The following is a 26,461-nucleotide window of genomic DNA, read 5'->3' on the forward strand; positions in this document are numbered from 1 at the left end:
GGCGTGCAAGAGTACGAGCGCAAGCAGCTGCTCGAGCGCGTCGAGCGCGAGGGCGCTACCGTCGGCGCGGATATCCCGGAGACGATCACCGTCCAGGGCGAGGAGATCGACCTCCGAACGTTCGTCTTCGAGATCAAGCGCCGCGAGACGGTGCCCCCCGGCGAGCGCGACCGCGTCGAGCAGGCCAAACGGAACCTGCGACGGGAGCGCCTCGAACGCCTCGAGGCTATCGAGGAGGGTGCGGTCTCCCGCGAGGAGGGCGAAGAGCTTGCCCGGGGTGTCATCGGGATCGACCGGGCGCTGAACGCCCTCGAGAACCTCGGTCCGACGAACCTCGAGCAGGAACAGAAGGCCCAGCAGGCCGCCGACAAGAAGCGCTGGATGTCGTTCCTGAAGAAGGCGCTTGGTCACGAGGACGCCAACAGCCAGGGGCGTGGCCGATGACGACCAACGCCGAACTCGCGGGTCGCTTCGAGGAGTTCGCCGACCTGCTCGAGGCCGACGACATCGAGTACAAACCCCGTGCCTACAGGCGGGCCGCCGAGAGCGTCCGCGCCCACCCGACGCCGATCGCCGACTACGTCGCCGCGGACGATCTGGAGTCGATCGAGACGATCGATCACGTCGGCGACGCCATCGCCTCGAAGATCGTCGAGTACGTCGAGACCGGCGAGATCGAGGAGCTCGAGGAGCTTCGCGCCGAACTGCCGATCGACATCGCCGACCTCACCCGCATCGAGGGCGTCGGCCCCAAGACGGCGGGCAAGCTCTACCGCGAGCTGGGGATCCAGACCCTCGATGACCTCGAGGAGGCCGTCGAGGCCGGCGAGGTCCAGGAGGTCAAGGGGTTCGGTCCCAAAACGGAGGAGAACATCAGGGAAAACCTCGAGTTCGCCCGCACGATCGGCCAGCGCCAGCTGCTCGGGGAGGCCCGACCGCTGGCCGACGACGTGCTCGGGTTTCTCGAGTCCGTCGGGACGGTCGAACGCTGCGAGGTCGCCGGCTCGATCCGCCGCTGGCGTGAGACGATCGGCGACGTCGACGTCCTCGTCGGGACCGAGGACGCCGAGGACGTTATCGAGGCGTTCGTCGGCTGGGACTCCGTCGACAGCGAGATCGAGTCCGGCCCCGCGAAGGCCAGCGTCCGCGTCGGCGAGATCCGCGTCGACCTCCGAACCGTAGTCCCTGCGGAGTTCGGCTCCGCGCTGCAGTACTTCACGGGGAGCAAGGACCACAACATCACGCTGCGAAACTACGCGATCGACCGCGACGTGAAATTAAACGAGTACGGCGCCTTCGACGTCTCCGCTATCGACGAACCCGAGTCGGGGCAGCGCGTTGGCGAGCGCGTTGCCGGCGAGACGGAGGAAGGAATGTACGAGGCGCTCGGCCTCGAGTGGATCCCGCCCGAGCTGCGCGAGGATCGGGGCGAGATCGACGCCGCGGCCAACGGCGACCTGCCGGACCTGCTCACCCGCGACGACATTCGGGGCGATCTACACTGCCACACCGAGTGGTCCGACGGCAACACCCCGATCGACGCGATGGTCGAGGCCGCCGCGGATCGCGGCTACGACTTCCTCGGGATCGCCGACCACGCCGAGGGCCCGGGCGTCGTCGCCGACATGGGCCTGACCGATACCGAGATTGTAGAGCAGGTCGAGGCGATCCGCGAGGTCGCGGCCGCGGCCGATATCGAGGTCCTTGCAGGAATCGAAGCGAACGTCGACGCCGACGGCGAAATCGGGCTCGGCGAGGAAGTCATCGAAGCCCTCGACGTGATCGTCGCCTCGCCCCACAGCGGGCTCGGCCAGGACGCTGAGACGGCAACCGATCGGCTCGTTACGGCGATCGAGAACCCCGCCGTCGACGTGCTCGGCCACCCCAGCGGACGGCTGCTCAACGAGCGCTCGGGGCTCGAGTTCGACGCGACCGCGCTCGGCGAAGCCGCGGCCGAACACGGGACGGCACTCGAGGTCAACTCCAACCCGCGACGGCTCGATCTCTGGGGCAGCGCCGTCCAGGCGGCAGTCGAGGCGGGCGCACCGATCTCGGTCAACACCGACGCCCACCAGCCCGCGACCCTCGAGTACATGCGCTGGGGCGTCCACACCGCCCGACGAGGGTGGGCCGAGCCCGCGGACGTGATCAACACCTGGGAGCTCGAGGAGCTACGCGAGTTCCTGCACTGAATGCGGATCCTCCTCGATATCATGTGCGGCGGCCTGCCCGCCTACCTGCGGATGTGCGGCCACGACACCGTCTACGCCGTCGATCGGGGAATCGAGGCCGACGACGCGCTGCTCGCGGTCGCGGCGGACGAGGACCGCACGCTCGTCACGCGGGACGTCCAGCTCGCGGATCGCGCCGAGGAGACGATCCTGCTCGAGTCGCGCGACGTCGAGGCCCAGCTCGCGGAGCTCTCGGCAGCGGGACTCGACCTCTCGCTCGAGGCCGAGCCGCGATTCTGCGGGCGCTGTAACGGCCCGCTCGAGTCGGTCGGTGCGTCGCGGTCGACGCCCGAGTACGCGCCCGATCCTGCCGAGACGGCGGTCTGGGTCTGTGCCGACTGCGGGCAGTGCTTCTGGCGGGGGAGCCACTGGGAGCGCGTCGAACGGACCCTCGAGCGAGTTCGGGCCGACGCGCGCCGGGAGTAGACCTCTGAAAGTGGTTTCTCACCGAATGCCTCGATCCGAAAACCTTCCCGGATCGGCGACAAACCCGACACCGATGCCAGACGATACCACACAGCTCGACCGAGCCGGAAAGCAGGCCGCCTACATCACCGACGAGTGGACGACCGATCCGGCGATCATGCAGACGCAGGCGCTTTGCTACGTGGGGCTCCAGCTCGAGCGCATCGCGGAGGCCCTCGAAGAAGAACCGGATCAGTAGAGCGCGACGTCGTCGAACCGACCGTCGTAGGCGATGTGGCCGGGATGGGTCGGCTCGATCCCCGAGAGGAAGAGTCGGTCGGCCTTCTTCCAGGTGTTCTCGTAACAGAGGTGGGCGAGCTCGCCCGCTGTCGTTCGGATCCGTCTGGGGCCGTTGTCGTGGATGACTCGCCGGGCGACGCGGTTCTCGAGGGCATCGACCAGATCGGCCTCGCTGTCGATCGACGTCTCGAATGCGGTGTAGGCGACGCCGACCGAACTCGGCAGGTGGGCGTACGAGGAGGCAAACGGCGGATAGGAGAGCATGTCACACAGCTCTCGAGCGCGACGGTTGTGCGACGGGAGGTGTTTGGGGTTGAAGATCTCGACCGCGTCGATCGTCTCCGCGTACGTTCGCAGTTCGGGCTCGCCGAGGCTCACGGTCGCGAACTCGGGATGGGGAGCCAGTACTGCGGCGCCCTGGCGGTCGAATTCGGCCATGGCCACCTCGAGGGGGATAAAGTCGGGGACGGGTTCCTCGAGACCGATCGCGAGGACGTGTTTGCGGTCCCGCCAGGAGCCCGTAAAGACCTCTCTGGCCGGGACGACGAGCAGGTCGTCGCTCGAGTAGGCTGCCGCGCGCTCGCGGATCTCCGGCAGGCGGGTAAAGTGCGGTGCGTAGACGATTGCGTCGAGGCCGGCACGCGTCGCGCGCTCGACGACGTCGTCGTTGAGCACCTTCACGTGACAGTCGACCCGAACTTCCTCTCCATCGCTCACGAGTATGCTGGGATTTTCGCGGGGGTCGAGTTATGAATTCTGATTCGATCGCCGCCTGACGGCGCGGTGATGAGTCCTCGAGACGGAGCGCGCTCGAGGCTGTTTACTACGAACTACAGCAGAAGCGTTCGCATCGCTTCGAGCCGTTCGAACCGACGAACTACCGTTCGTCGCTGTATTCAGCGCGGCTCCGCCGCGTTGACTGCTTGGCGAGCGCGTTAGCGCTCGTCACTGTCGAGCACGCGAATCTGGTCGCCCCGCACCGTCACGCGCCTAAATTTTACGTCGTCGGGTGCCTCGCTTCGCGTCGGTACCCCTCCTCGCAAAATTTAGTACAAAACGTCCTCGGCGCTCTCCTGCGGATCGCGCCGAGCGAACCGACTCGCTACCGCTCGTCGGAGTCCAGCACCCGGATCTGGTCTCCGCGAACCGTCACGGGAATCGGGACCGTCGCCTCGTACAGTTCGACCGTCACCTGATCCTTGCCCTCGTCGATGCGCTGGACCTGGGCCTTCTCGCCCTTGAACGGGCCGGCGATGAGCTCGACGATGTCGCCCTCGGCGATCCCCTCGACGTCCGGCTTCGGCGAGAGGAAGTGTTCGACTTCCGAGATGTCGGATCTCCCGGGGACCATGCTACGCGCGTGGGGAATGTCCTCGAGTACCCGCGTGATGACGGCGTCGTCGTCGGCCTCGACCATCACGTAGGAGGTCAGCGAGTCCGGCGCGAGCGCGGCGTGGATTTCGGGCTCCTCGCGGTTGATGATCATGTCGGCGACGGTGCGCTCCTGGCTGGCCGTCGTCTTGACCGCGTAGATACCCATTAGAAGCCACCACCGGCGTCGCCGGTCAGCAACAGCATGATTCCGCCGATGATGAAGCCGAGGAATCCGACGAGCAGGATTCCGGCCCCGGCGATCTTCGATACTTGGAAGAACTCCTCGGTAGTGGGTGTCGTCGCCATCTTCAACACCCGAACGTACGAGGTGAGGTCGTACGGAACGTCCATGTCTATCCGTTCACAGTGCGGGCTCTTTTATCTGTCTTTCGTGTCAGCCCCCCTGTTCTTGAAACGAAACGAGAGATCGCGCCGCGGCCAACGTTGCAGTCGACGGCCCGAGGACCATACTGTTCGCTCTCAAAGCCACAGTCGTTATGGCCGAAGACGACACCGACCGCGCCGACGAGTACGAGGCGGAACGAGAGGCAGAGGTCGAGGAGGAACTCGAGCGCGTCGACCGCGACCCCGACGAGGTCGACGACGGCGACGACGACCTCGGCACCCAGAACGCGCCCCGATCCGACGAGCAGCCCGACGATCTCGAGGAAGCGGAAGGCGAAACCGACTCCTGACGCTCGAGCACCCGTTCGAACGCTCGAGCCGTCCGTCGGCTACTGCACTGCCGGCAGCACTTCCTCCTCGTAGAACTCGACGAACTCCGCCTGGTTCGAGCCGACGTTGTGGACCGCGACGTGGTCGAACCCGGCGTCGACGTACTCCCGAATTCCCTCGATGTGATCCTCGGGATCCGAGCCGCAGACGACGACCTCCGCGACGTCCTCCTCCGTGACCGCTTCGGTCGCCTGTTCGAAGTGCGCGGGCGTCCGCAGCTCCCAGAGCAGTTCCCCCGGAAGCGCGGCTTGCGGCCAGATTTCGTGGGCAGTCTCGATCGCTCCCTGCTCGTCCTCGGCGTAGCAGACGTCGATCTCTGCGTACCGGGGCTTGTTCTCGCCGCCGCCCGCTTCGAACGCCTCGATCAGCTCCGGGTCGGGCGCGACCGCGACGAGGCCGTCGCCGATCTCCCCCGCTTTGCGCGCCGTCTTCGGGCCGTCCGCGGCGATCGGAATCGGCGGAAGCTCCTCGGGCAGCGTGTATATTTTGGCGTTCTCGACGGTGTAGTACTCGCCCCGGTAGCTCGTCGTCTCACCCTCCCACAGGGTTCGGATGAGGTCGACCGCTTCCTCGAGCATCTCGAGGCGAACCTGGTGTTCGGGCCACCGATCGCCCAGGACGTGTTCGCTCAGGTTCTCGCCGGTGCCGACCCCGAGGAAGAATCGACCGGGAAGCTGGACACCTGCGGTCGCGGCCGCTTGGGCGATGATCGCGGGGTGGTATCGCAGGATCGGACAGGTGATGCTCGTTCCCAGGGTGAGGTCGTCGGTCGCCTGTGAGATGGCGCCGATCACGTTCCAGACCAGCGGGCTCTCGCCCTGACTCGAGGTCCAGGGGTGGAAGTGATCGGAGATCATCGCGAAGTCGAACGCCGATCGGTCGGCGAGTTGGGCGTAGTCGGCGAGGTCGTTCGGACCGTGCTCCTCGCAGATGAGCTTGTGACCGATTTCCGTCATACCCCACTCGAGGACGGTCTCGTCCCTAATCGGTACACCTGTGTGCGCCTGTCCGACCCGTCCCGCGACGATCAGGGGAGGTCGACGTCCGGCCGGGGCTCGAGCGTCAATTCGACCGTCTCCCGCTCGCCCGTGCGGACGACCTCGATCTCGACGGTGTCGCCGGGAGACGTCTCGAGTGCGAGCGTCGACGACAGTTGCTCCTGGTTCGGAATCTCCTGCCCGTCGATCGCGATGATCACGTCGCCGCCGACCGGGACGGGATCGCTGTCGATCGATTCGACCCCGTCGGTCGGCTCGAGGACGCCCTCCGCGGGTGCGTCCGAGGAGACGTCGGCGACGAGGACGCCACGGGGTTCCTCGAGGTCGTTCGCCTCGGCCAGCAGCGGACCGACGGGAACGACGCTGACGCCCAGATAGGCGTGTTCGTACTCCCCGTCCTCGGCGAGGGCGGGGACGACGCGATTCGCGAGCGCCGCCGAGATCGCGAAGCCGATCGTCTGGCCCGCGCCGGCGAAGACGACGCCGAGGGCGTCGCCCTCGAGGTCGACCAGCGGCCCGCCGCTGTTGCCGGGGTTGACCGGGGCGTCGGTCTGGATCGCCGCGGGGATCGAGAACCCGGTCGGACTCGGCAGCGAGCGGTCGATCCCGCTCACCAGCCCCTGGGAGATCGAGGCGTCGAGTCCCAGCGGGTTGCCCAGGGCGAGCACCTCTTGGCCGACGGTCGGCTCCCCGTCGGAAAACGACAGCGCCGACGCGACCTCGGGGACGTCGTCGACCTCGAGGACGGCCAGATCGCTGTGGACGTCCGAGCCGACGACCGAGGCCGAGCGCCACTGCTCGTCGCGAAACTGGAGTTCGACCTCGCTCGCCTCACCCGCGACGTGATCGTTCGTCACGACGTAATCGTCGTCGACGACGAACCCCGAGCCCAGCCCCGCGGGGATCTCGTCGCCGAAAACGTTGACGAGCACGACGGCGTCGATCGCCTCATCGTAGACCTCGGTGTACCGTTCGTCGACCTGCGCCCGCACCGCGCGGCCGAGGCGTTCGGAGCGCCGACGGCCGTGGCCGTCGTCCGCGCCACTCCCGGTGCCGACGACGGCGACGGAGCCGATGGCGGCGCCGAGCAGCCGCCTACGCGTGATTGCTGAACTCACGGAGTGTGCCACCTCGAGCAGGGCCATAAAACACTCACCCGGGTCCACACCTTCCCGCGACGACGAACACCCGGCGCTTGCTGGCGCACCCTTTTGCTGGCCATCGCTCGTATCTTCTTCCATATCCGCTTGCAGAACGGATTACGAGGCCCGCTGACTCATCATGGACCATCTCCCACTTCGCGACTACGGCGTCATCGGCAACGACGACCGCTGTGCGCTCGTCAGCCGTCGCGGCTCGATCGACTGGTGTTGTTTCCCGCACCTCGAAGACGCGAGCGTCTTCGCTCGGATCCTCGACCTGGAGCGGGGCGGCCACTTCGCCGTCCACCCGGAGGCAAGCTACGAGTCCCACCAGGGGTACGCCGACCGAACGAACGTCCTCGAGACGGTGTTCGAGACGGCCGACGGGCAGGCGACCGTCACCGACTTCATGCCGATCGAGGACGACGACACGACGGACGAGGACTTCCAGCAGGCGATCTATCGCCGACTCGAGTGCGACCGCGGCGAGATCGAGTTCGCCGTCGAGTTCGAGCCGCGGTTCGACTACGCGCGCGTCGATCCGACTCTCGAGCGGACCGACGACGGTGTGGCGGCACAAAGCGACGACGAGCGGCTTCACCTGGTCGCGGACGATCGGCTCGAGTCCGAACTCGAGCTGGCCGACTCGGAGCCAACCGCGACCGGGACGGTCTCGCTCGAGGAGGGCGAGACCTGCTGGATCGGGGTCCAGTACGGCGGTGCCGAACCGTTCGCGTCGAACGATCCGGAGACGGTCCTCGACGAGACGAAGCGCTACTGGCGGTCGTGGCTCAGCGCCCGGGAGGAGACCCCCGACTCGATGCCCGAACGCTGGTACGAGATGGTGATCCGCTCGGAGCTCGTCCTCAAGCTCCTGATCCACCACGAGACGGGGGCGATCCCCGCCGCGGCAACGACGTCGATCCCCGAGAAGATCGGCTCCGATCGCACCTGGGACTACCGATACAACTGGATCCGCGACGCGAAGTTCACCGTCCAGGCCCTCCACGACACTGGCCACCGCCAGGAGGCCCGCGAGTACTTCGACTGGTTCGTCGACGTGATGCAAAACGACCCCGCGGAGATCCAACCGCTGTACGGACTCCACGGCGAGACCGACGTCGAGGAGGAGATTCTCGAGCACCTCTCGGGGTATCGGGACACCCGCCCCGTCAGAATCGGCAACGGCGCGGCTCCCCAGCGCCAGCTCGACGCCTACGGGACGATCGTCCAGGCGGTCTACGAGACGATCCAGTACGACGACGATATCTCGCTGACCGACGAGCAGTGGGGCTCGATCTGCGATCTGATCGACTACGTCTGTGTCCACTGGTCCGAGCGCGATCCCGGCATCTGGGAGTTCCGCGAGGAACACCGCCACTTCCTGCACTCGAAGCTGCTGTGCTGGGTCGCGCTCGACCGCGGCATCTCGATCGCCGAACAGAACGGGTTCGAGGCACCCCTCGAGCGCTGGCGCGAGGAGCGTGAGGCGCTCCGCGAGGCGATCGAACAACGCGGCTACAGCGAGGAGGCCGGCAGCTTCGTCCAGCACTTCGAGACCGACGAGGCGATCGACGCCACCGCCCTGCTGCTGCCGATCTACGAGTTTCTCCCGCCCGAGGACGAACGGATCCAGAACACGATCGACACCGTCCTCGAGGAGCTGACGACCGACGACGGACTGGTTGTCCGGTTCGTCAACAGCGAGGTCCGCGAGGACGAGGAGGAAGCGTTCGTGCTCTGTTCGTTCTGGCTGATCGACGCCCTGGTCCTCTCGAACCGCCTCGAACTCGCCGAGGAGTTCTTCGAGTCGCTTCTCGACTACGCCAGCCCCCTTGGGCTCTACTCCGAGAAGCTCGATCCCGACAGCGGCCAGCTGCTGGGGAACTTCCCGCAGGCGTTCAGCCACCTCGGGCTGCTCAACAGCGCCTCGTACCTGACGCGGGCGCTCGAGGCGGACGACGAGGTCTCGCCGGAGGACTTCCACCCCGACGGGATCGAGACGCTGTTCCGGTCCGGTTCGTAGCTCGAATCGGGCACTGCAGAGATCGTTACGGGATTCGCTCGAGAGACTGCTTTGCCCGATCTTGGCTGTGAATCCGGATCGGCCGATTCGGTACATGGCGAGTGCGAACCTAACGCGATCACTTCCATCAACTAATAGAAATGTTGAAAGAGCCGTGCTGAATACACAGCGCGAGTGTAGAACGAGGTTCAGTCCAATTTGCGAGGGTAGTGATCGCTCAATACAAGGTGCGGAATCAGTAAGCCGAGAGCTATCAAGGGCAATTAGCGGAGTCGTCCGCCCCGTACATTGCCCTATGAGTGGCTTTTACAGCTAGCGCGCCGTCGTTCGAGTAATGGCTACTGAGGCTACCTTTACCGTTTCATCCGATCAGTTTCCCCTCGGCACCGTGTTCACACAACTACCGGGGGTAGCAATCGAACTCGAACGATTGATTCCTGCGCGTGACGTGGTGATTCCCTACTTCTGGGTTCGAGGAACGGAAGTTGAGGACGTTGAAGGAGCGTTTTCCGGCCACCCTGGAGTCAAACAAATCCAACTCGTCGATTCCGTCAAGGACGAGTATCTACTGCGTGTCGAGTGGTCAGTTGAATACGATGACGTGCTGAGTGTGCTGACCGAGGTAGACGTTCCGCTCATCAAGGCGACCGGCACGAACCAGCAGTGGACGTTCGACATTCGCGGGGACACTCGAAGCGACGTTGCAGCCTTTTACTCTCGGTGTCGAGAATTGGGGATTCCGGTCACGTTGACGGAACTGCGCGCACTGACACCGGTCGAGACCGAAACCGAGGGAGCACTCACTGACACACAGCAAGAAGCACTGGTGCTCGCCTACGAGCGTGGGTACTTCGAGTCTCCGCGTGAGGTGACGATGGAAGAACTCGGCGACGAACTCGGGATCTCTCAGCAGGCCATTGCGTCTCGGCTCCGCCGGGGGATAAAACATATCCTCGGGAGTACCCTTCCCAAAACGAAGGAATCGGATCGATAACCAGGTTAAAGGGTATTGTATACTCAAAAGGAATACTTAGACTAGTATCTGACTAAGAGGGATGTAGAAAATGCCCGATGGGATGAGCGAGCGGATAATGGCCGAATGTGTCGACTGCGGAAATGCCTATGCAGCTGAGGAATGGCCAGACGGGGCGATTCAACCGATTGGGGTAAAAAATGGATGTTCAGGCTGTGGCTCGACAGAATTTCAGGTTATCGAAGACACGAACGGTATCGATTTCCCTGAAGACTGAGCTAACTGCCTATTGAGATAGCCCGGATTACTCAAGATCGACGAAAATTATTGTAGTAAACTCATTCTCTGTATTCAGCACGCTGTTCTTGACAGCTATTGGTGAGATAGATTGCTACTCCGTTACCTACTCCACCTGTACGTAACGCGAGTCTCACACAACTATCTGAATAAACAAACTGCACTCCGATCTGCTATTGTTCCTCACCGAATAGCATAAATCAGAGATTCGCTGGCTCGATGAACCTACTCCTCGTCGAAGAGTTCCTCACCTTCGACCATCTGCTCCTCGACGACGTCCATGTCGAGGGTGACGCCGAGTCCGGGCTCCTCGGGGATCTCGATGTAGCCATCCTCGATGACGTCCTCTTGGACAATGTCCTCCCACCAGTCGAGCTCGTAGGAGTGGTACTCGACGGCCAGCGAGTTCGAGATGGCGGCGCCGACGTGGGCGCTGGCCATCGTCGCGACCGGCGAGGAGACGTTGTGCATCGCGACCGGGATGTAGTACATGTCCGCGAGGTCGGCGATCTTCCGGGTCTCGCGCATACCGCCCACTTTGGGCATGTCGGGCGCGATGATGTCGACGGCCTGGTTCTCGATGAGGCTGCGCTGGCCGTGCTTGCGGTAGACGTTCTCGCCCACGGTGATCGGAGTCGACGTGCTCTGGGTGACCTCCCGCTGGACGTCGTGGTTCTCCGGCGGGACGGGGTCCTCGAGCCACCAGACGTCGTACTCCTCGAGACGCTGGGCCAGGCGCTTGCCGCTGCCGCCCGAGAACGTCCAGTGGCAGTCGAAGGCGACGTCGGCGCGGTGGCCGACGCGCTCGGTGATCGCCTCGACGATGCTGGCCTTGTGCTCGACCTCGACGCCGCGCAGGTGACGGTTGGCGCGGTCCTTCTCGTGGCCCGAGGGGACGTCGAGGTCGAACTTCAGGGCGTCGTAGCCCAGCTCCTCGACGACGCGTTCGGCCTCGTCGGCGCAGGCGGCGGGGTCGGCCTCCTCCTCGGTGTGACAGTCGCAGTACACCCGCACCTCGTCGCGGTACTTGCCGCCGAGCAGCTGGTAGGCCGGGACCTCGAGGATCTTGCCCGCCAGATCGTGCAGGGCGACCTCGATACCCGAGATCGCGGTGACGGTGACACCGCCGAGCGAGCCCTCGCCGGACATCTTTTGGACGAGGTGTTCGGTGAGTCGGTCGATGTCGAGCGGGTTCTCGCCCTGCAGGAACGGCCGCATCCGCTCGATGAGTTCTGGTGCGCCGGCGCCCCAGTAGGCTTCGCCGGTGCCGACGATGCCGGCGTCGGTGTAGACGCGCACGAGCGTCCACGGGAAGTTGCCGTCGATCATCGTCGTCTGGACGTCCGTGATCTCGACGTCGCGGCCGTTGCCGCGCTCGCCGGTGACGCCCATCGTCTCCGCGGAGAGCTCCCGCATCGTGTACTCCGCGTTCGGATCGTGTAGCTTCGAGTAGTCGACTCCCATGGAGGGCAGTACTCACTCGTGATCGGGTAATTGTTTCTATTCCGGGACACACTCTCAGGCATGCGGGTACGACTGTCGGCACTACGTGCCGATAGCCGCTGAAGCGCACGCGGCGTTCGCACGGTCCGAGTCGCCCCGACGGCTTACTCGAGGGACGAGAACTCGACGGCCGTCTTCACGACGTCGTCGCCGGTCTCGAACGCCCGCTCGTACTCGTCGAGTCCGTAGACGCCCGTGACGAGGTCGTCGAACAGCCACTCTGGCAGCCCCTCGAGCGTGTCGGTGGCGGCCTCGAAGTGGCCCCGATTGGAGTTGACCGAGCCTACGAGCGCCTTGTTCTGCAGGACGAACTCCCGGTGGAGGCGACCGCCATCGACCTCGAACGACCAGGACTCGGGGACCCCCAGTAGGGCGCCGACGCCGTTTGGCGCGAGCGCCTCGATCGTCTCGAAGGCGTGTTTCGCGTAGCCGGTCGCCTCGTAGACGAAGTCGACCGACTCGTAGGCGTCGGGGATCTCGGGAACCGGCGTCTCCCGCGAGTCGACGTAGGTCGCCCCGAGCTTCTCGACGATGTCGATCGTCGGATCGGGGCGGTCCCGTCGGCCGAGACAGTACGTGCGATCGAAGCCGAGCGTCTCCTCGCACATTGCCAGCGTCAGCAGGCCGAGCGAGCCGTTGCCCAGGACGAGCGCAGTCTCGGGCTCCCACTCGAACGCCGAGCGGGAGGCGACGGCGTGTTCGATCGCCTTCTCGGAGACGCTGATCGGTTCGACCAGGAATCCGAGGTGGGCGAGCCGTTCGGGAATCGGGACGAGCGTCTCGGCGGGACTCGTGAAGTACTCCGCCATGAAGCCGTGGGCGCCGACGATACCCCGCTCGAGGTACTCACCCTCGCGAGCCATGTCGGGTTCGCCGCGCTCGAAGTACTCGTTGGTGCCGTTGGGCGGTCTTCGGACGGTCGGGACGACGTAGTCGCCCTCCTCGAGATCGGTGCCGTTCGGATCCTCGACGACGCCGACGGCCTCGTGACCCAGTACGAGGCGGTCCTCGCCGGGCGGCACCTCGCCGTGGTGGCCCGCGATGACCTCGTGGTCGGTGCCGTCGACGCCGACGCGGAGCGTCCGGACGAGTGCCTCGCCGTCGCTCGGTTCGGGGAGCGGGCGCTCGACGACCGTCGGTTCGCCGGCACCCGGTTCGACTGCGATCGCCTTCATGGCTCGAGATAGGAGTCGAGCGAATAAAAGATTACGCTATCTGTAGTAAATATTTGAACGACGGTCGGGGGACCGTCGGTACCGATTCGCGGACCCGGTCGCCGGGGTCCACAGACTCGAGCACCGTCGCTACTCGCGTCTCGAGCTCGCAGCAAAACCGCCCGCTGAGATCGCTACTCGCCGCGCGCCTCCTCGACGGCCTCGACGAACGCGGCGGCCGTCTCTCGAACCCCCTCCATGTCGCCGTCGGCGATCGCGTCGTAGTCGACGATCGCGCTCCCGGCGCCGACGGCGACCGCGCCGGCCTCGAGGTAGTCGGCGACGTTGTCGGTCCCGATCCCGCCGGTCGGGACCACGTCGACGTCGCCCAGTGGGCCCTGCAGGGCGCCGATATGTCCGGGACCGACTGTCGAGGCGGGGAACATCTTCAGTACGTCCGCACCCGCGTCGATCGCGGTGACGGCCTCGGTCGGCGTCATGACGCCGGGCGCCGAGAGCACGCCGTGGCGGTTACAGACCGTCACGACCTCGGGGTCGACGTGGGGCGAGACGACGAACTCGGCGCCCGCGTCGATCACCGACTGGGCGCTGGCGGCGTCCAGAACGGTGCCCGCGCCGACGACGGTGTCCGTTCCCTCGAGTTCGCGGTCGATCGCCGCGAGCTTCTCGTACGTTCGCGTCCCGTCCGCGGTCACCTCGAGCGCGCCGACGCCGGCCTCCGACATCGCGCGGGCGACCGGAACGACGTCATCCTCGTCGACCCCGCGGAGGACGGCAAGCGCGCCGCTTTCGACGATTCGCTCCTTGACGGCTTCCGGCGAACTCATCGACGACCTCCGTCGGTACTCGCTCGGGTGATCGTCAGCCGTGCGTTCGTCGAACGTTCACTCGGTCGCGAAAGAGCGTTCATTACGACCGGGTTCGCGGCCCCCGGTCAAGAAAGTTGCCGAGCCGCCTACTCCGCCTCGAGTCGGCGGATCGTCACCGAGTCGGCCTCGAACTCCTCGAGGAAGGCGCCCGAACCCCCGATCGTGTACCGTTCGTCGTCGACCTCAAGTCGGAACGCGTTCTCGATCGGCAGCGTCGAGGTTGCGGGCCGAACGAGGCTCTGGCGAACGTCGACGATCTCTCCGGTCAGCGTCGCGGGCAGGTCACGGTCGCCGATTGGTCGTCCCGTAACCGTCGCCTCGAGTCGCGTGTCGGCCGCCCGGTGGAGGGCGATCTGGAAGACCGCGTTCCGAAATCCCTCGTAGGTCCGTGGAAGTTCGCGAGGGGCGGTGACGTACCGCTCCTCGGCGGTCGGCCAGTAGTTCGCCAGGAACGAGCCCGCCAGAACGGGCGCGAGCTGTTCCTGGGTGAGCGAGATCGCCCGGGTTTCGCTCGTCGAGTCGGTCAGCAACTCGCTGGGCGCGAGCAGCCCGTGTCGTCGGTCGACCGTCAGCATCGTCGGCACCAGCGCGTCCCACGTTCGAACCGTACTCGCGGTGCCGGCCAGCGAGGCGATATCCTGGCGCTCGCTCTCGGCGCCGCCGAGCAACAACAGGACGAGCACTCCGCGGTCGACGGTTTCCTCGAGCGTCGACCGGATCTGCGGGAGCACCTCGGCGGGCAGCGACAGCGTCACCTCGGTCTCGGCGTCGGCGAGCAGGCTCCGGATCCGCTTCCGTACCGTCTGTCGGGACTTGATCACCTCGAACTGCTCGCCCGGTCGCTCGGTCTCGGTGTAGCGGGTTCTGATCTCGGGTTCGATCTCCTCGACGCTGCGAGTGAGCCGATCGACGACCGTCTCGGGCGCAACCGGCCTGATCAGCGTCGGTACCGAGTGGTCGTCGACCTCGACGAACCCTCGGTCCTCGAGTTCCTCGCTGATGCTGTAGACGTACCGCTTGGAGACATCGGCGGCGTCAGCGATCGTGCTCGCCTTTGACTCCCCGTGCTCGAGGATCGCGAGGTAGGTGTCAATCTCCTTCCTCGAGAGGCCGAACCGCTCGAGCAATCCGGCGAGATCGTCGTCGTCCATGTGTTTCTCACTCCAACGATCGATCGGTCGCTGTAAAAGATTCCCGATCGAACCGACCGGTGAACGACTACTCTCGTGTGGTTCCACAAAGTAAGAATACATTTTTCAACAAATTTTTCTCAGCGCGGTTCGAACGACGGATACGATGGAACTGTACGACGCTCTCGACGACGTCAAGCGCTCCCGCGGCGATCCCCGCCGGTTTTCCGGCGAGCGTCGCTCGACCGACGGGCTGTTCTCCGGGCTCGACGATCGGCTCGTCCACGTCGCCCCGAACGGCTCGCTCAGAGACTACTCGTATCCGCTGTCCGGACTCGCGGGGATCGAACGCTCCCGCTTCGGTCTCGAGATCGACGGCGACGTCTCCTGGTTCGACGACTCGGCCCAACGGTACGTCGACGACACCGCGATCGTCGAGACCGTCCACGAGGTCGGCGACCACACCTGCCGACAGTACGACCTGACGCTCGGGCGGCTCCACCTCACGGCGTTTACCCTCGAGGGAGCCGACGACACCGAGGCGACGATCCGGGCCTGCGTCGGGTTCGCCCCCGACAACCAGACGGGTCGGATCGGGCAGCTCCGCCACGGCGACGCCGTCGAGGTCCACCACCGCAACGAGCGGGACCTCCTCGCGGCCTCGACCGATCTCTCGGTTATCGGCCACCCCTCGATCCGGTTCGAGGAGGTACTCGACGACGACCCCGTTCCGTTTCCGCGACCCGGGAGCGACGATCGCTACGAGGAGGATCGCCTGAGTCCGATCGCGGTGGTCGACGTCGAACTCTCGGGATCGGAGCCGACCGCGACGATCGCAACCCTGCTCTCGACGGACGACCGCGAGGCCGCCCTCGAGCGCGTTCGTGCGGACGTCGACGCGCACGCCGACCCCGAGGCGCTGCTCGAGGCGGGTCGACGGCAGGCCGGCGACCGACTACCCGAGACGACGTCCGGTATCGACGGGGGCTTTGCGGATCTCCGCGCGCTCTCCCTGCTCCGAACGCCGTCGGGGGCCCGGATCGCCGGCCCCGAGTTCGACCCGTTCTACCGGCACTCGGGCGGGTACGGCTACACCTGGTTTCGCGACGACGCCGAGATCGCCGGCTTCCTGCTCGAGGCCGATCGGCGGGCGGGGCTCGGACTCGACGAGTGGCACGCCGCCAGCGCCCGCTTCTACGTCGAAACCCAGCTCGAGGACGGCACCTGGCCCCACCGGGTCTGGCCCGACGACGGGAGCCTCGCTCCCGGCTGGGCCCACGGTCGGCTCGAGGCAGCCGACTCGGTCGACTACCAGGCCGACCAGACCGCCAGCGTCGCGGCCTACCTCGCGACCTACCTCCGGGTGATCGACGACGACAAGCGCGTCCGCGAGGCCGTCGTCGCCGCGCTTGAGGGACTGGACGACACCCTCGAGGCCGACGGCCTCCCCGGACGGGTCCAGAACGCCTGGGAAAACATGACCGGACGGTTCACCCACACCGCCGCGACCTACCTCGAGGCGTACGCGGCGATCGCCCGGGCGCCGCTGCCCGACGACGTCACGGCGCATGCACGCGAGAGCGCGCGAACGGTCTACGAGGGGCTCGACGCGCTATGGGTGTCCGAGCGGGGCTGTTACGCACTCCGACTCGAGGACGGCGACCTCGACGAGCGTCTCGACGGGAGTACGCTCGCGCTGACCGCCGCCCACCGCGAGTACGCCGCGATCGGAACCGTCGACGACGAGCGACTCGATCGCCTCGTCTCTCACCTCGAGACGACGATCGACGGACTCTACCGCGATCCCGAGGGCCCGATCGAGGGACTCGCCCGCTTCGAGGGCGACCCGTGGCGGGTCGCCGATGGGGTGGAGCCGAAGATTTGGACGGTGACGACCGCGTGGGGCGCCCACGCGTCGGCGGAGCTCCACGAACTGCTCGCTGCGTCGGGCCACGACGCCGCCCCGGAGTTCGACGCTCGCGCTCGAGCGCTGCTGGAGCTCGTCGCTCCGGGTGGGCCGCTGCGAAGCGAGGGCGAGTACCTGCCCGAGCAGTTCTTCGACGACGGGACGCCCGACAGCGCGACGCCGCTGGGGTGGCCCCACGCGATCCGGCTCGCGACGGCGACGGCGCTCGAGGGACGTGATCTCGAGGCATCGGACGGTGGTCGTCTCAACGGACGTCCGGCGAGTCGCGAGTGACCGCGCAAGACCGTCCTGCCGCGCTACTGTTGCGGTAGAACGCGGCGTCCGCTTCTCGGGTTCCGGAACCGATGTCGACGGAAAGCACGTAAAAAGGATGAACGGTCGACGTCTCAGGCCAGCGGCACGATCGAGGCAACGACCGTGATGATTATGAACGCCGTCACCGAGATGATCGTCGTCAGCGCCGTCCAGATCTTGACCGTCTCCATCTGCGTGAGGCCGCCGATCTCCTTGATCAGCCAGAAGCCGCTGTCGTTGTACCACGAGCAGATGTTCCCGCCGGCGCCGATGATGAGCGCGAGGTAGACCGGGTGAACCGCCAGGTCGGGAACCTGTGGCGCCATGATCCCCGCTGTCGTGATCATCGCGACGGTCGCCGACCCCTGTGCGATGCGGATCGCGGCGGCGACGAGCCACGCCGAGATGAGCACGGTTACGCCACCGCCGGCACCGACGGCAACCAGGTCCGTGATGTACTCGCCGATTCCCGAGGCCGCGAGCAGCCCGCCGAACGCGCCACCCGCGGAGGTGATCGCGGCGATGTGGGCGCCGCTCTTGAGCGACTCGGTGAGTTCGTCCGTCCAGACGCTCTGGTCGATCGAGCGAGCCCGAAGGTACGTTATCGCGGCGGCGAGGGCCGCGGCGGTCAACGCGAAGTTAGGGTCGCCCAGGAAGCTCGTCGCCGGCTGGGCCGCCTCGAGGGCTCCTTCCGCTCCGGCGAACGGTGCGGCGCCGTCCGCGGCGAGGTCGACCAGGAAGTCGTTGGTCGTGTTCGACGCGACGAGTACCACCGCCAGCAGGATCGGAAGCGACGCCTCGAATACGCCCGGAAGCTCGCTGATCGGGCGTTCGGCGCGCTCGTGGACCTCTTCGGGGGTCGATCCCATCGTCTCCCGGAGCGGGATGTCGTCGAGGCGGGCGTTGATCCACTTTCCGTAGAGGATCCCGGAAACCGCTGCCGTCGGGATGGCGACCAGGATCCCGCCGAGCATCATGGCCCCGAGGTCAACCGCGTCGCCGAGTTCCGCCGCTACCGCGAGGGGGCCTGGCGTCGGCGGGACGAAGACGTGGGTCGTCGCCGCACCGGCGCCAATGACACAGATGAACAGCGCGTAGTCACGTCCGGTTCGGGCCCGCATCGACCGGGCTAGCGGTGCCAGCAGGAAGAAGACGTTGTCGAAGAAAACGGGGATCGACAGGGCGCTACTGCTGCCCCACAGCGCGAGGTAGGACTTGTCCTCACCGGTCGTCGACTGGAAGGAGCGAACGATCCGTTCTGCAGCTGTCTCTTATACACATCNCCCGCTCAGAGATGTGTATAAGAGACAGGAACGGCACCGCGGCCGTCGCAGCGCCGACGATCAGCGAGGCGATGATCAGTCCGATAATAGCGGGGAGTTTGAGCCAGACGAGCAACGCGATAACTGCAACCAGACCGATCGCGAAAACGATCAACGGGTTAGCGATTGCCATGTGTGTTACGCTGTCATCAGTCAGGACAGACCATTTTATATTTATTTATATTGGATGGAGAAATAATTGGCCGAAGGTGGAGATTATATCTTCACAATCTCACAATGTACCAGACTCCAGAAGCTGATGTTCTATTTAACTACTATAATGATAGCTATGGATTCGATTGTCAAATTAACCCGATTTCGAGTAAGTGATGGCCCCGGAGTCGATGCGATCCAGGCAGTGCTCGAGCGAGACACAACGTGCTTCGACGAAAGCACGGTGACTCACAACCGACATGCGTCGATCGCATCGAGCAGTTCGTCGACGGATGGTCGGTCGAACGACGTCTCCCCCTCGTAGCTGTACTCGAGCACGGGCTCGCTGTCACGATAGTCGAGCACGACCGCCGTCGGTAGCCGTCCGATCGACGGGAGAAATCGCCCGAGCTGTCCGTACCGGGTTCGCTGGAAGAACTCCTCGCCGAGAATTCCGTCGCGGTCGGCCAGAATTGGGAACGGCGGATCGACGAGCCGTCGCCAGGATCGAACCTTCGGTGCGCTTCCCGGAACGATCGCCGCTACCGTCGCGTTTCGTCGTTCGAACCGATCGTACTCGGCCGCGACCTCGCGAGCCTGCTGTCGACACGTGCCGCTGTTAGGACCCTGCATCAACAGGAGAACGACCCAGTCCGACGTCGCGCCGAGATCGGCTATCGAGACGCGCTTCGGTCCCGTCGTGACGTTCGAGAGCGTCGTCCGAAGGGACTCGGAAGACATAGCCCTTCTACAGGACGAGGCTCAAAAATGGTGGGGGGTCGACGGCCGGGTTCACTCGAGGGACAGGCGACTGCCCCGCTTCCCGGATTCCCTCGTCCGGCGGGCGCCCCCTGTCGATTGCCGGCCACTCGAGTGCGGGCGAGTTCGGACACCGAACGCGGGATGATCCCGTGGACGGATCACTCCGCGAGCGAGACGTCGAGGGTTTCCTCGAGGGCGTCGATCAGGCCGCCGCCGACGCCGGCCTGGGTCGCCCGGCCCTGCTCGATCGCCAGCAGGTCCTTCTCGGGGACGCCGAGTTCCTCGGCGAGTTCCTCGCGTTGGTAGCCGGCCTCCTGGCGGGCTTCGGCGAGCACCGAGCCGTAGTCGGAGACGAGGTACGGTAGCGGATCGTCGTCGTAGTTCGTCCCTTCCTTCTCCCAGTGTTCCGAGTCGCTGTCCCAGACGGGGTTGGCCTTCGCGACGTTCTGGGCGGCTTTCTGTTTCCGACTGCGCTCGTCGTTTTGCTCCCGATCCTGGGAGCGAGAGCCACCGCGGCTCCCGCTGCGTTTCTGTGCGTCGTCGTGTGGCGCACAGTCCGGACAGACCTCGAGTTCGGCACCGGCGACCTGCGCGCGTCGAAGCGAGTCGCTCTCGGCGCCACAGAGCTCGCAGTTCGTCCCGCCGCCGCCACCGGACGAACCGGTCGAGTACTTAGCCATACCGTACGTTAGAATCTGTCGCATTTTAACTATACGGTAGCTACGATTCGAGGTTCCGGGGGCGGCCGGAGGGACGGCTCGTATCGTTCGCCCGGATCGGAGGACGGCGCCCTCGGCCGATTCCGTGTGATTCAGACGCAGGCGCCGACCCAAAGGAAAGGGCTTTTATAATCACGCTGGATACGATTGAGTGCAGAAAGAGAACGCGAGCGTGGGTAGCCAAGCTAGGCCAACGGCGCAGCGTTGAGGGCGCTGTCCCGTAGGGGTCCGCCGGTTCAAATCCGGTCCCACGCATCGCACGCGCGGTCCCTTAAGGACCGCGATACGCAAGGCGGCCACGCCGCCGAGCGAGTCGATGCAGGTGATCTCCCTTCGCGGACATCACCCACGCATAACTTCTGACGAACGCTACACCGAGAGCGACGGCGCTCGTCGCTCGAGTCACGTCGAGAGACAGCAACCGCTTTCCCCGCCCAGTCGAACTCTCGGACATGGAGTACGTTCCTCGAGAGCGGGTCCGCTCGCTCACGGCCGTTCTGAGCGTCGCCTCGCTGGCGGTTGTCTTCGCGGCTGCAGGCGGTCGGATCCCACAATCGACGGTTCCCGGCGCGCCCGAGTGGTTTCTCGAGATCATTCCGCACGTCAACGTCGCGATCAGCGCGACGGCTATCGCGACGATCGCGCTCGGCTGGCGCGCGATCAGGCGTGGGCGGATCGATCGTCACCGAATCGCGATGCTCGCCTCGTTCGGCCTGTTCGCGGCGTTTCTCACGCTCTACCTCTACCGGCTGGTCGCGACGGGCGGCCCGCAGCCGTTTCCCGGTCCCGACGCCGTCTACCAGTTCGTCTACCTGCCGATCCTGGCGATCCATATCCTGCTCGCCGTCGTCTGCATCCCCCTCGTCTACCACGCGCTCCTGCTGGCGGGGGCGTACTCGCCCGCGGAGCTTGCGCAAACGAACCACGCTCGCATCGGTCGCGCCGCGGCGACGCTGTGGCTGATCTCCTTTTCGCTGGGGATCGTCGTCTACGCGCTCTTGCACGTCGGCTACTGAGCCGAACCGACGGCTTTTCGTCTCGACGGTCGAACGATCAGCCGTGCAATTGACTCGGAGGGCCGTCCGAAACGGATTCCTCGTCGGCGGTGCCTTTTTTATCGTGACGGGCGTCGTCACGGGGCTCGTCCCGACGCCAATCTTCGAACGGATGGTTCCGCGGACGCCCCTCGACTACGGATTTCTGCTGCTGACGACCGCTCTCGCCGGCGCCTACGCCGCACAGCGGACGGCGATCGACGACTGCTCCGGCGACGCCTGCGGATACGCCGGCGCCGCGGGCGGCTTCTTCGCCGTCGCCTGCCCGCACTGTAACGCCGTCCTCGTCGCGCTGTTCGGGAGTTCCTGGCTCGCGACCTACGTCGATCCGATCCGGCCGCTGTTCGGCCTGGTCGCGGTCACCCTCCTCGCGGGGATCCTCTACGCGCGTCGGAGTTGAGGCGGCTGAGAGTCTCCGGGCGGCGAGCTGGAGGCTGCCTTCGCTCGCAACGCACACGTCCAACAGCCGTCGGAAGGTAGCGCTGACCATGACACACGACCAGGCCCGCGAGAAGGCCGAAGAGGTCGAACCGCAACAGCAGGATCGCCAGCCCGGCCTCGAGAGCGAGATGGAGCCGCCCGCCGAGTTCATCCGTGAGGACTACGAGGGCAGCGGCAAGCTCGAGGGGAAGGTCGCCATCGTCACCGGCGGGGACAGCGGGATCGGCCGGGCCGCGGCGGTCCACTTCGCCCGCGAGGGCGCCGACGTCGCCGTCATGTACTTAGACGAGGAGAAAGACGCCGAGACGACCGCGGAGATGATCGAGGACGAGGGCCAGGAGAGCCTGACCATCTCGGGCGACGTCCGCGACAGCGCGTTCTGCCAGGCGGCCGTCGAGGAGGTCGTCGACGAGTTCGACGATCTCAACGTCCTCGTGAACAACGCGGCGGCCCAGGTGGTCAAGACCGACCTGACCGACATCACCGACGAGCAGTGGGAGGGGACGTTCGCGACGAACATGCACGGCTACTTCTACCTGACCCGGGAGGCGCTGCCCCACCTCGAGGACGGCGACACGATCGTCAACACGACCTCGGTGAACGCGTTCGCGGGCAACGACATGCTGGTCGACTACTCGACGACGAAGGGCGCGATCGTCGCCTTTACGCGCTCGCTGTCCCAGCAGCTCGCCCCCGAGGGGATCCGCGTTAACCAGGTCGCGCCCGGGCCAATCTGGACGCCGCTGATTCCGGCGACGATCGGCGACTACGATCCCGACGCCGTCGAGGAGTTCGGCCAGGACGTCCCGATGGGGCGTCCGGGCCAGCCTAGCGAACTCGGCCCGGCGTACGTCTACCTGGCCTGCGACGACTCGTCGTACGTGAGCGGGCAGACGATCCACATCAACGGCGGCTCGATCGTCGGCGGGTAGGCGACCGTCGTCTTCGACGATCCCGTTGGAGTCCGAGACGCAAGTGGCACCGACCAGACACTTATGCTGGTCGGGAGAAACCGTTCTGTATGCTCCCGTGGTTCGGGATGGAATCGTCACCACTGCTCGCCTTCTTTCTCGTCGTCGGCGTCTGGATCGTCTCGGACTGGTCGATCGCACTCCGCCACCAGGGGTCGGACGAAGAGACGCAGGACCGGGGGTCGAAGTACGCCATCGGTGCGGCCGTCGTTGGAGGAATCCTCGCGGCCGTCCTGTCTTCTCAGCTCGTGCCCGCCCTACAGGTTCCCGCACCGAGCGTCGCGTTCTGGCTCGGACTAGGAACCATCCTGCTTGGCGTCCTCGTACGCCAGTCCGCCGTTCGCACGCTCGGAGACGGCTTTGCGCTCGAGGTAACCGTTGAGGCAGACGACAAGGTCGTCGAGGCGGGTCCGTACCGGTGGGTTCGCCACCCCTCGTACACCGGTGCGCTGCTCTCGCTGGTCGGCGTCGGAATCTCTCTCGGTAACTGGTTGAGCATCGCTGTGACAGTGCTGGCCGGGCTGGCGGGCTACGGCTACCGAATTCGCGTCGAGGAACGCGCCCTCAGGAAGACGCTGGACGAGGATTATCTCGAGTACGCCGAGCGAACGCCGTACCGGCTCGTCCCCGGTCTCTGGTGAGCTCAGTCGTCCGCGTGCATCGTCCGCCCGCCGACGTTCGGACGCGAGACCTCGCGGTCGGTCTCTTCGCCCTCGATATCGTAGGGATACTCCCCCGTCACGCAGCCCAGACAAAGGTCGATGCGCTCAGTCTCGAGGACGTCCGCGACCGCGTCGGTCGAAAGGTAGGCGAGGCTGTCGGCGTCGATGGCCTCGCGGATCTCGTCGGTGTCCCTGTCGGAAGCGATCAGCTCCTCGCGGGTGGCCATGTCGATCCCCATGTAGCAGGGGGCGACGATCTCCGGGGCGCCGATACGGACGTGGACCTCCTCGGCCCCACAGTCCTTGAGCAGCTGGACCAGCTGGGTGGAGGTCGTTCCGCGGACGATCGAGTCGTCGATAACGGTGACGGTCTTGCCCTCGATCGTGGATTTGATCGGGTTGAGCTTCAATCGAACCGCGCGCTCGCGTTCGTCCTGGGTCGGCATGATGAACGTCCGGCCGACGTAGCGGTTCTTCATCAGCCCCTCGGCGAACTCGACCCCGTCGTCGTCCTCCGGACGGGCTTCGCCGTCAGGGGTTGTCTCGCCCGCGGCCTCGGCGTACCCCGAGGCGAACGCGCGCCCGGAGTCGGGGACCGGCATGACGACGTCGGTCTCGACGCCGCTTTCAGTCCAGAGCTTCCGGCCGAGTTCGCGACGCGCCTCGTAGACGAGCGTGTCGTCGATGACGCTGTCGGGACGGGCGAAGTAGACGTGCTCGAAGAAGCAGTGTGCGGTGTTGTCCTCCTCGACGAGCTGGTAGGAGTCAAAGCCCTGCCCGTCCGCATCGAGAACGACCAGCTCGCCGGGCCGGACGTCCCGGACGAGTTCGCCGTCCAGCGTGTCGATGGCCGCCGACTCGGAGGCGAGGATGTAGCCGTCCTCGAGGCGCCCGATACAGAGCGGACGATTCCCCTGGGGATCCCGGACGCCGAGGACCGTGTCGTCGTGGCTGATCGTCAGCGCGTAGGAGCCGTGGATCCGTCCCATCGTGCGCTTGACCGCGCGGATCAGATCCTCCTCGAGCAGGTTGCGCGCGAGGTCGTGGGCGATGACCTCGGTGTCGCCGTCGCTCGTGAAGGCGTGGCCGAGGGCGGCGAGTTCGTCGCGGATCTCGTCGGCGTTGACGAGGTTGCCGTTGTGGGACAGCCCCAGCGAGCCGCTCTTGAACGAGACCGAGAACGGCTGTGCACAGGAGGTGTCGAGCGAGCCCGCCGTCGGGTAGCGGACGTGGCCGATCCCCGCGGAGCCGGCCAGCCCCTCGAGGTCGCCCTCGGCGAAGACGTCGCCGACCAGCCCCCTGTCGACGTGGCTGTGTTGCTGGAAGCCGTCGTGGGTGACGATGCCCGCGGACTCCTGGCCGCGGTGCTGGAGCGCGTAGAGCGCGTAGTACAACGGTCGGGCCGCGTCTCGACCGTCGAGCGCGACGCCGACGACGCCGCACTTTTCGGTCATTCCTGTTCGCCGGGGAGTCTCGCCCCGCCCATCAGTCATGGTCGACCGTAGCGTCCTACACGGACAAAAATCCCCGTGTTTGTGCCATCAGTGCGGCTCTGGACCGCGGATAGTATCCACGAACGTGGATGGTGCCTGGATCGCACGACGGCGTCGCCGCGAACGATTTCCCAGCTACGGCTCCCGTTTCGGCGCGAAGATAATCACCGCCGTGCTCTCCTCGAGGGCATTCGGGGCGACCTCGCGGTCGCCGTCGAACCGAACGAGGTCTCCCGACTCGAGTTCGTAGGACTCGCCGTCCAGCGAGAGCTCGAGCGAACCCGACAGGAGGTGAAAGACTACGTTCGACTCCGGGTGGCGGTGTTCGGGTATCCGTTCGTCGGCCTCGAGGTGCAGCCGGACCGCTCGAGGGTCGCCGCCGTCGTCGAACACCTCGGCGTGGGGCGTCTCGGTCAGATCTGAAAGCGACGTCAGTTCTGGCATACCCGATCGTTTCTCGTTCGTCCACTTGGTGGTGGCGTCGAACCCGTTCGTCGATCCCGACCCGCTGTATCCGACCGAAAGGTGTTAACGGGTCGCTCCCCCAATCGAGAGCATACGAGCCGACGCCGTCGAGGTGTTCACCGGATCCGTCCGGCCCGACGCTCGAGACGGCAGGCACTCGCCGACACCCAACAATGGTATCCGAAATCCCCCCCGAAGACGTCAAGGCAAAGCTCGAGGACGACGACGTCCAGATCGTCGACATCCGATCGGAATCCGAGTACAAGCAGGGACACATTCCCGGCGCGATCAACGTGCCGATGGCCAAACTCGCGACGGAGATCGACGAGTACGACTGGGGCGACGACGTGGTCGTCGCCTGTCCGATCGGACAGAGTTCGATCCAGGCCGCTCGGCTGATCGGGAGCTACGAGAACGTCGACAGCGACGCCGTCGCGAGCATGGAGGGCGGCTACCGGGAGTGGGAGTACGACCTCGAGACCGGCGCGGCCGCCGACGCCGAGAACTGATCCCGACGATTACTTTTCGTCGATCTCGACAGGATCGCCGACCTCGAGGCCGCGATCCCGGTATCGTTCGCGAACGTCCGCGATGAGCATCAGCGTGTAGTAGTGGTCGAAGGCGTCCTCGTCGGCCCACTCCGGAAACGTCTCCCGGCGCTTCTCGACGAATCGCTGCTGAAACCCTGCCAGCTCCTCGCCGGTGGCTGGATCCCGCTTCGGGACGACACAGCGCCCGCAGGGCGTGACGCCGTCGAACCGGACGTCGCCGACGACGAACGACGGCGCCCCGGAGCCGACGAAGCGGTCCTCCCAGAACGGCTCGACGCCGCCGATCTCGACGTTCGCTCGCATCCGCCGGCGGACGCTCTCGACGGTCAGCCCGTCGAACCAGTCGGCGACGGTTTCGAGGGTGGCCGTGCTGATCACCGACGGCCCCATCTCCCGTCGGTCGACGAATCCGAGCGATCGGTCGCGCTCGAGGGTAAGCTCGAGGTCGAAGACCTGTCTCTTATACACATCTCTGAGCGGGCTGGCAA

27 protein-coding genes, 1 tRNA gene and 1 pseudogene are annotated in these 26,461 nt (G+C 65.8%); 14 read left to right on the forward strand and 15 right to left on the reverse strand.

Annotated features, from left to right (window positions below):
* Positions 1 to 3: 3 nt before the first annotated feature.
* The 4 genes from C491_RS21215 to C491_RS23475 all read left to right on the forward strand — a co-directional run bounded on the left by C491_RS21215 (position 4) and on the right by C491_RS23475 (position 2,895).
* Positions 4 to 444, forward strand: a complete 441-nt coding sequence (locus C491_RS21215; RefSeq protein ID WP_005560073.1) for a DUF5788 family protein — start codon at positions 4 to 6, stop codon at positions 442 to 444.
* Positions 441 to 2,192, forward strand: coding sequence for a DNA polymerase/3'-5' exonuclease PolX (gene polX, locus C491_RS21220; protein ID WP_005560075.1), 1,752 nt, complete (start codon positions 441 to 443; stop codon positions 2,190 to 2,192). The genes C491_RS21215 and polX overlap by 4 nt, the downstream gene beginning before the upstream one ends.
* Complete coding sequence (locus C491_RS21225) at positions 2,193 to 2,657, forward strand: Mut7-C RNAse domain-containing protein (protein ID WP_005560077.1); 465 nt, start codon at positions 2,193 to 2,195, stop codon at positions 2,655 to 2,657. It begins immediately after the preceding gene.
* A 73-nt stretch (positions 2,658 to 2,730) separates the two neighbouring features.
* Positions 2,731 to 2,895 carry a hypothetical protein gene (locus tag C491_RS23475; RefSeq protein ID WP_005560078.1) on the forward strand — a complete coding sequence of 55 codons (165 nt, stop codon included), beginning with the start codon at positions 2,731 to 2,733 and terminating at the stop codon, positions 2,893 to 2,895.
* Here C491_RS23475 and C491_RS21230 read toward each other — a convergent pair.
* The 3 genes from C491_RS21230 to C491_RS21240 all read right to left on the reverse strand — a co-directional run bounded on the left by C491_RS21230 (position 2,889) and on the right by C491_RS21240 (position 4,661).
* On the reverse strand, positions 2,889 to 3,653 hold the full coding sequence (locus C491_RS21230) for a PHP-associated domain-containing protein (protein ID WP_005560080.1): 765 nt from the start codon (positions 3,651 to 3,653) through the stop codon (positions 2,889 to 2,891). The genes C491_RS23475 and C491_RS21230 overlap by 7 nt on opposite strands.
* A gap of 385 nt (positions 3,654 to 4,038) precedes the next feature.
* Positions 4,039 to 4,476 (reverse strand): transcription elongation factor Spt5, encoded by a 438-nt coding sequence (locus tag C491_RS21235; protein WP_005560082.1) that lies wholly within the window; start codon positions 4,474 to 4,476, stop codon positions 4,039 to 4,041.
* Positions 4,476 to 4,661, reverse strand: coding sequence for a protein translocase SEC61 complex subunit gamma (locus C491_RS21240; protein ID WP_005560084.1), 186 nt, complete (start codon positions 4,659 to 4,661; stop codon positions 4,476 to 4,478). Before C491_RS21240 ends, C491_RS21235 begins: the two co-directional genes overlap by 1 nt.
* Before the next feature lie 146 nt (positions 4,662 to 4,807).
* Between C491_RS21240 and C491_RS21245 the strand changes: the two genes are divergently transcribed.
* Positions 4,808 to 5,005: a hypothetical protein gene (locus C491_RS21245; RefSeq protein ID WP_005560086.1), complete on the forward strand. Its 198-nt coding sequence runs from the start codon at positions 4,808 to 4,810 to the stop codon at positions 5,003 to 5,005.
* A gap of 39 nt (positions 5,006 to 5,044) precedes the next feature.
* Here C491_RS21245 and C491_RS21250 read toward each other — a convergent pair whose 3' ends face one another.
* Positions 5,045 to 6,001, reverse strand: a complete 957-nt coding sequence (locus C491_RS21250; RefSeq protein WP_005560088.1) for a TIGR03557 family F420-dependent LLM class oxidoreductase — start codon at positions 5,999 to 6,001, stop codon at positions 5,045 to 5,047.
* Positions 6,002 to 6,072: 71 nt separating this feature from the next.
* Positions 6,073 to 7,188 (reverse strand): S1C family serine protease, encoded by a 1,116-nt coding sequence (locus C491_RS21255; protein WP_005560089.1) that lies wholly within the window; start codon positions 7,186 to 7,188, stop codon positions 6,073 to 6,075.
* A gap of 136 nt (positions 7,189 to 7,324) precedes the next feature.
* Between C491_RS21255 and C491_RS21260 the strand changes: the two genes are divergently transcribed.
* Complete coding sequence (locus tag C491_RS21260) at positions 7,325 to 9,211, forward strand: glycoside hydrolase family 15 protein (RefSeq protein ID WP_005560091.1); 1,887 nt, start codon at positions 7,325 to 7,327, stop codon at positions 9,209 to 9,211.
* A 334-nt stretch (positions 9,212 to 9,545) separates the two neighbouring features.
* Positions 9,546 to 10,205 (forward strand): helix-turn-helix domain-containing protein, encoded by a 660-nt coding sequence (locus tag C491_RS21265; protein ID WP_005560093.1) that lies wholly within the window; start codon positions 9,546 to 9,548, stop codon positions 10,203 to 10,205.
* Positions 10,206 to 10,706: 501 nt separating this feature from the next.
* On the opposite strand, the gene C491_RS21270 is transcribed toward C491_RS21265, so the two are convergent.
* The 4 genes from C491_RS21270 to C491_RS21285 form a co-directional block, all read right to left on the reverse strand.
* Positions 10,707 to 11,945 (reverse strand): mandelate racemase/muconate lactonizing enzyme family protein, encoded by a 1,239-nt coding sequence (locus tag C491_RS21270; protein ID WP_005560095.1) that lies wholly within the window; start codon positions 11,943 to 11,945, stop codon positions 10,707 to 10,709.
* Between the two features lie 143 nt (positions 11,946 to 12,088).
* On the reverse strand, positions 12,089 to 13,159 hold the full coding sequence (locus C491_RS21275) for a glucose 1-dehydrogenase (RefSeq protein WP_005560097.1): 1,071 nt from the start codon (positions 13,157 to 13,159) through the stop codon (positions 12,089 to 12,091).
* A 173-nt stretch (positions 13,160 to 13,332) separates the two neighbouring features.
* A complete protein-coding gene (locus C491_RS21280; protein WP_005560098.1) occupies positions 13,333 to 13,986 on the reverse strand; it encodes a bifunctional 4-hydroxy-2-oxoglutarate aldolase/2-dehydro-3-deoxy-phosphogluconate aldolase in 654 nt (217 codons plus the stop codon).
* A 128-nt stretch (positions 13,987 to 14,114) separates the two neighbouring features.
* The gene (locus C491_RS21285) at positions 14,115 to 15,179 is read right to left on the reverse strand and encodes a TrmB family transcriptional regulator (protein WP_005560099.1); all 1,065 of its coding nucleotides are present in this window, start codon (positions 15,177 to 15,179) and stop codon (positions 14,115 to 14,117) included.
* A gap of 145 nt (positions 15,180 to 15,324) precedes the next feature.
* Here C491_RS21285 and C491_RS21290 point away from each other — a divergent pair, with 145 nt between their 5' ends.
* Positions 15,325 to 17,358 carry a glycoside hydrolase family 15 protein gene (locus C491_RS21290; protein WP_005560102.1) on the forward strand — a complete coding sequence of 678 codons (2,034 nt, stop codon included), beginning with the start codon at positions 15,325 to 15,327 and terminating at the stop codon, positions 17,356 to 17,358.
* A gap of 113 nt (positions 17,359 to 17,471) precedes the next feature.
* On the opposite strand, the pseudogene C491_RS21295 reads toward C491_RS21290, so the two are convergent.
* The 3 genes and pseudogenes from C491_RS21295 to C491_RS21305 all read right to left on the reverse strand — a co-directional run bounded on the left by C491_RS21295 (position 17,472) and on the right by C491_RS21305 (position 20,296).
* Positions 17,472 to 18,834: pseudogene (locus C491_RS21295) on the reverse strand (GntP family permease).
* A 269-nt stretch (positions 18,835 to 19,103) separates the two neighbouring features.
* Positions 19,104 to 19,595, reverse strand: coding sequence for a peroxiredoxin family protein (locus tag C491_RS21300; protein ID WP_005560106.1), 492 nt, complete (start codon positions 19,593 to 19,595; stop codon positions 19,104 to 19,106).
* A 179-nt stretch (positions 19,596 to 19,774) separates the two neighbouring features.
* Entirely contained in the window at positions 19,775 to 20,296 is a 522-nt protein-coding gene (locus C491_RS21305; protein ID WP_049892462.1) for a helix-turn-helix domain-containing protein, read from the reverse strand.
* A 209-nt stretch (positions 20,297 to 20,505) separates the two neighbouring features.
* On the opposite strand from C491_RS21305, the gene C491_RS21310 reads away from it, so the two are divergent.
* The 5 genes from C491_RS21310 to C491_RS21330 all read left to right on the forward strand — a co-directional run bounded on the left by C491_RS21310 (position 20,506) and on the right by C491_RS21330 (position 23,443).
* Positions 20,506 to 20,590: transfer RNA gene (locus C491_RS21310), tRNA-Leu, on the forward strand.
* A gap of 197 nt (positions 20,591 to 20,787) precedes the next feature.
* Positions 20,788 to 21,351 carry a DUF420 domain-containing protein gene (locus tag C491_RS21315; protein ID WP_005560108.1) on the forward strand — a complete coding sequence of 188 codons (564 nt, stop codon included), beginning with the start codon at positions 20,788 to 20,790 and terminating at the stop codon, positions 21,349 to 21,351.
* A 43-nt stretch (positions 21,352 to 21,394) separates the two neighbouring features.
* Positions 21,395 to 21,790 (forward strand): hypothetical protein, encoded by a 396-nt coding sequence (locus tag C491_RS21320; RefSeq protein WP_049892453.1) that lies wholly within the window; start codon positions 21,395 to 21,397, stop codon positions 21,788 to 21,790.
* An 88-nt stretch (positions 21,791 to 21,878) separates the two neighbouring features.
* Positions 21,879 to 22,763 carry an SDR family oxidoreductase gene (locus C491_RS21325; RefSeq protein WP_005560110.1) on the forward strand — a complete coding sequence of 295 codons (885 nt, stop codon included), beginning with the start codon at positions 21,879 to 21,881 and terminating at the stop codon, positions 22,761 to 22,763.
* Between the two features lie 89 nt (positions 22,764 to 22,852).
* Positions 22,853 to 23,443 (forward strand): methyltransferase family protein, encoded by a 591-nt coding sequence (locus tag C491_RS21330; protein WP_005560112.1) that lies wholly within the window; start codon positions 22,853 to 22,855, stop codon positions 23,441 to 23,443.
* A gap of 2 nt (positions 23,444 to 23,445) precedes the next feature.
* Here C491_RS21330 and purF read toward each other — a convergent pair whose 3' ends face one another.
* A complete protein-coding gene (purF, locus tag C491_RS21335) occupies positions 23,446 to 24,918 on the reverse strand; it encodes an amidophosphoribosyltransferase (protein WP_005560113.1) in 1,473 nt (490 codons plus the stop codon).
* Between the two features lie 174 nt (positions 24,919 to 25,092).
* A complete protein-coding gene (locus C491_RS21340; protein ID WP_005560115.1) occupies positions 25,093 to 25,401 on the reverse strand; it encodes a cupin domain-containing protein in 309 nt (102 codons plus the stop codon).
* A gap of 194 nt (positions 25,402 to 25,595) precedes the next feature.
* On the opposite strand from C491_RS21340, the gene C491_RS21345 reads away from it, so the two are divergent.
* A complete protein-coding gene (locus C491_RS21345) occupies positions 25,596 to 25,931 on the forward strand; it encodes a rhodanese-like domain-containing protein (RefSeq protein ID WP_005560116.1) in 336 nt (111 codons plus the stop codon).
* A gap of 9 nt (positions 25,932 to 25,940) precedes the next feature.
* Here the strand turns inward: C491_RS21345 and C491_RS21350 are convergent.
* A partial coding sequence (locus tag C491_RS21350) for an MOSC domain-containing protein (protein WP_152421402.1) occupies positions 25,941 to 26,461 on the reverse strand: 521 nt, incomplete at its 5' end.

The sequence above is a fragment of the Natronococcus amylolyticus DSM 10524 genome, from assembly GCF_000337675.1.
Taxonomy (GTDB): Archaea; Halobacteriota; Halobacteria; order Halobacteriales; family Natrialbaceae; genus Natronococcus; species Natronococcus amylolyticus.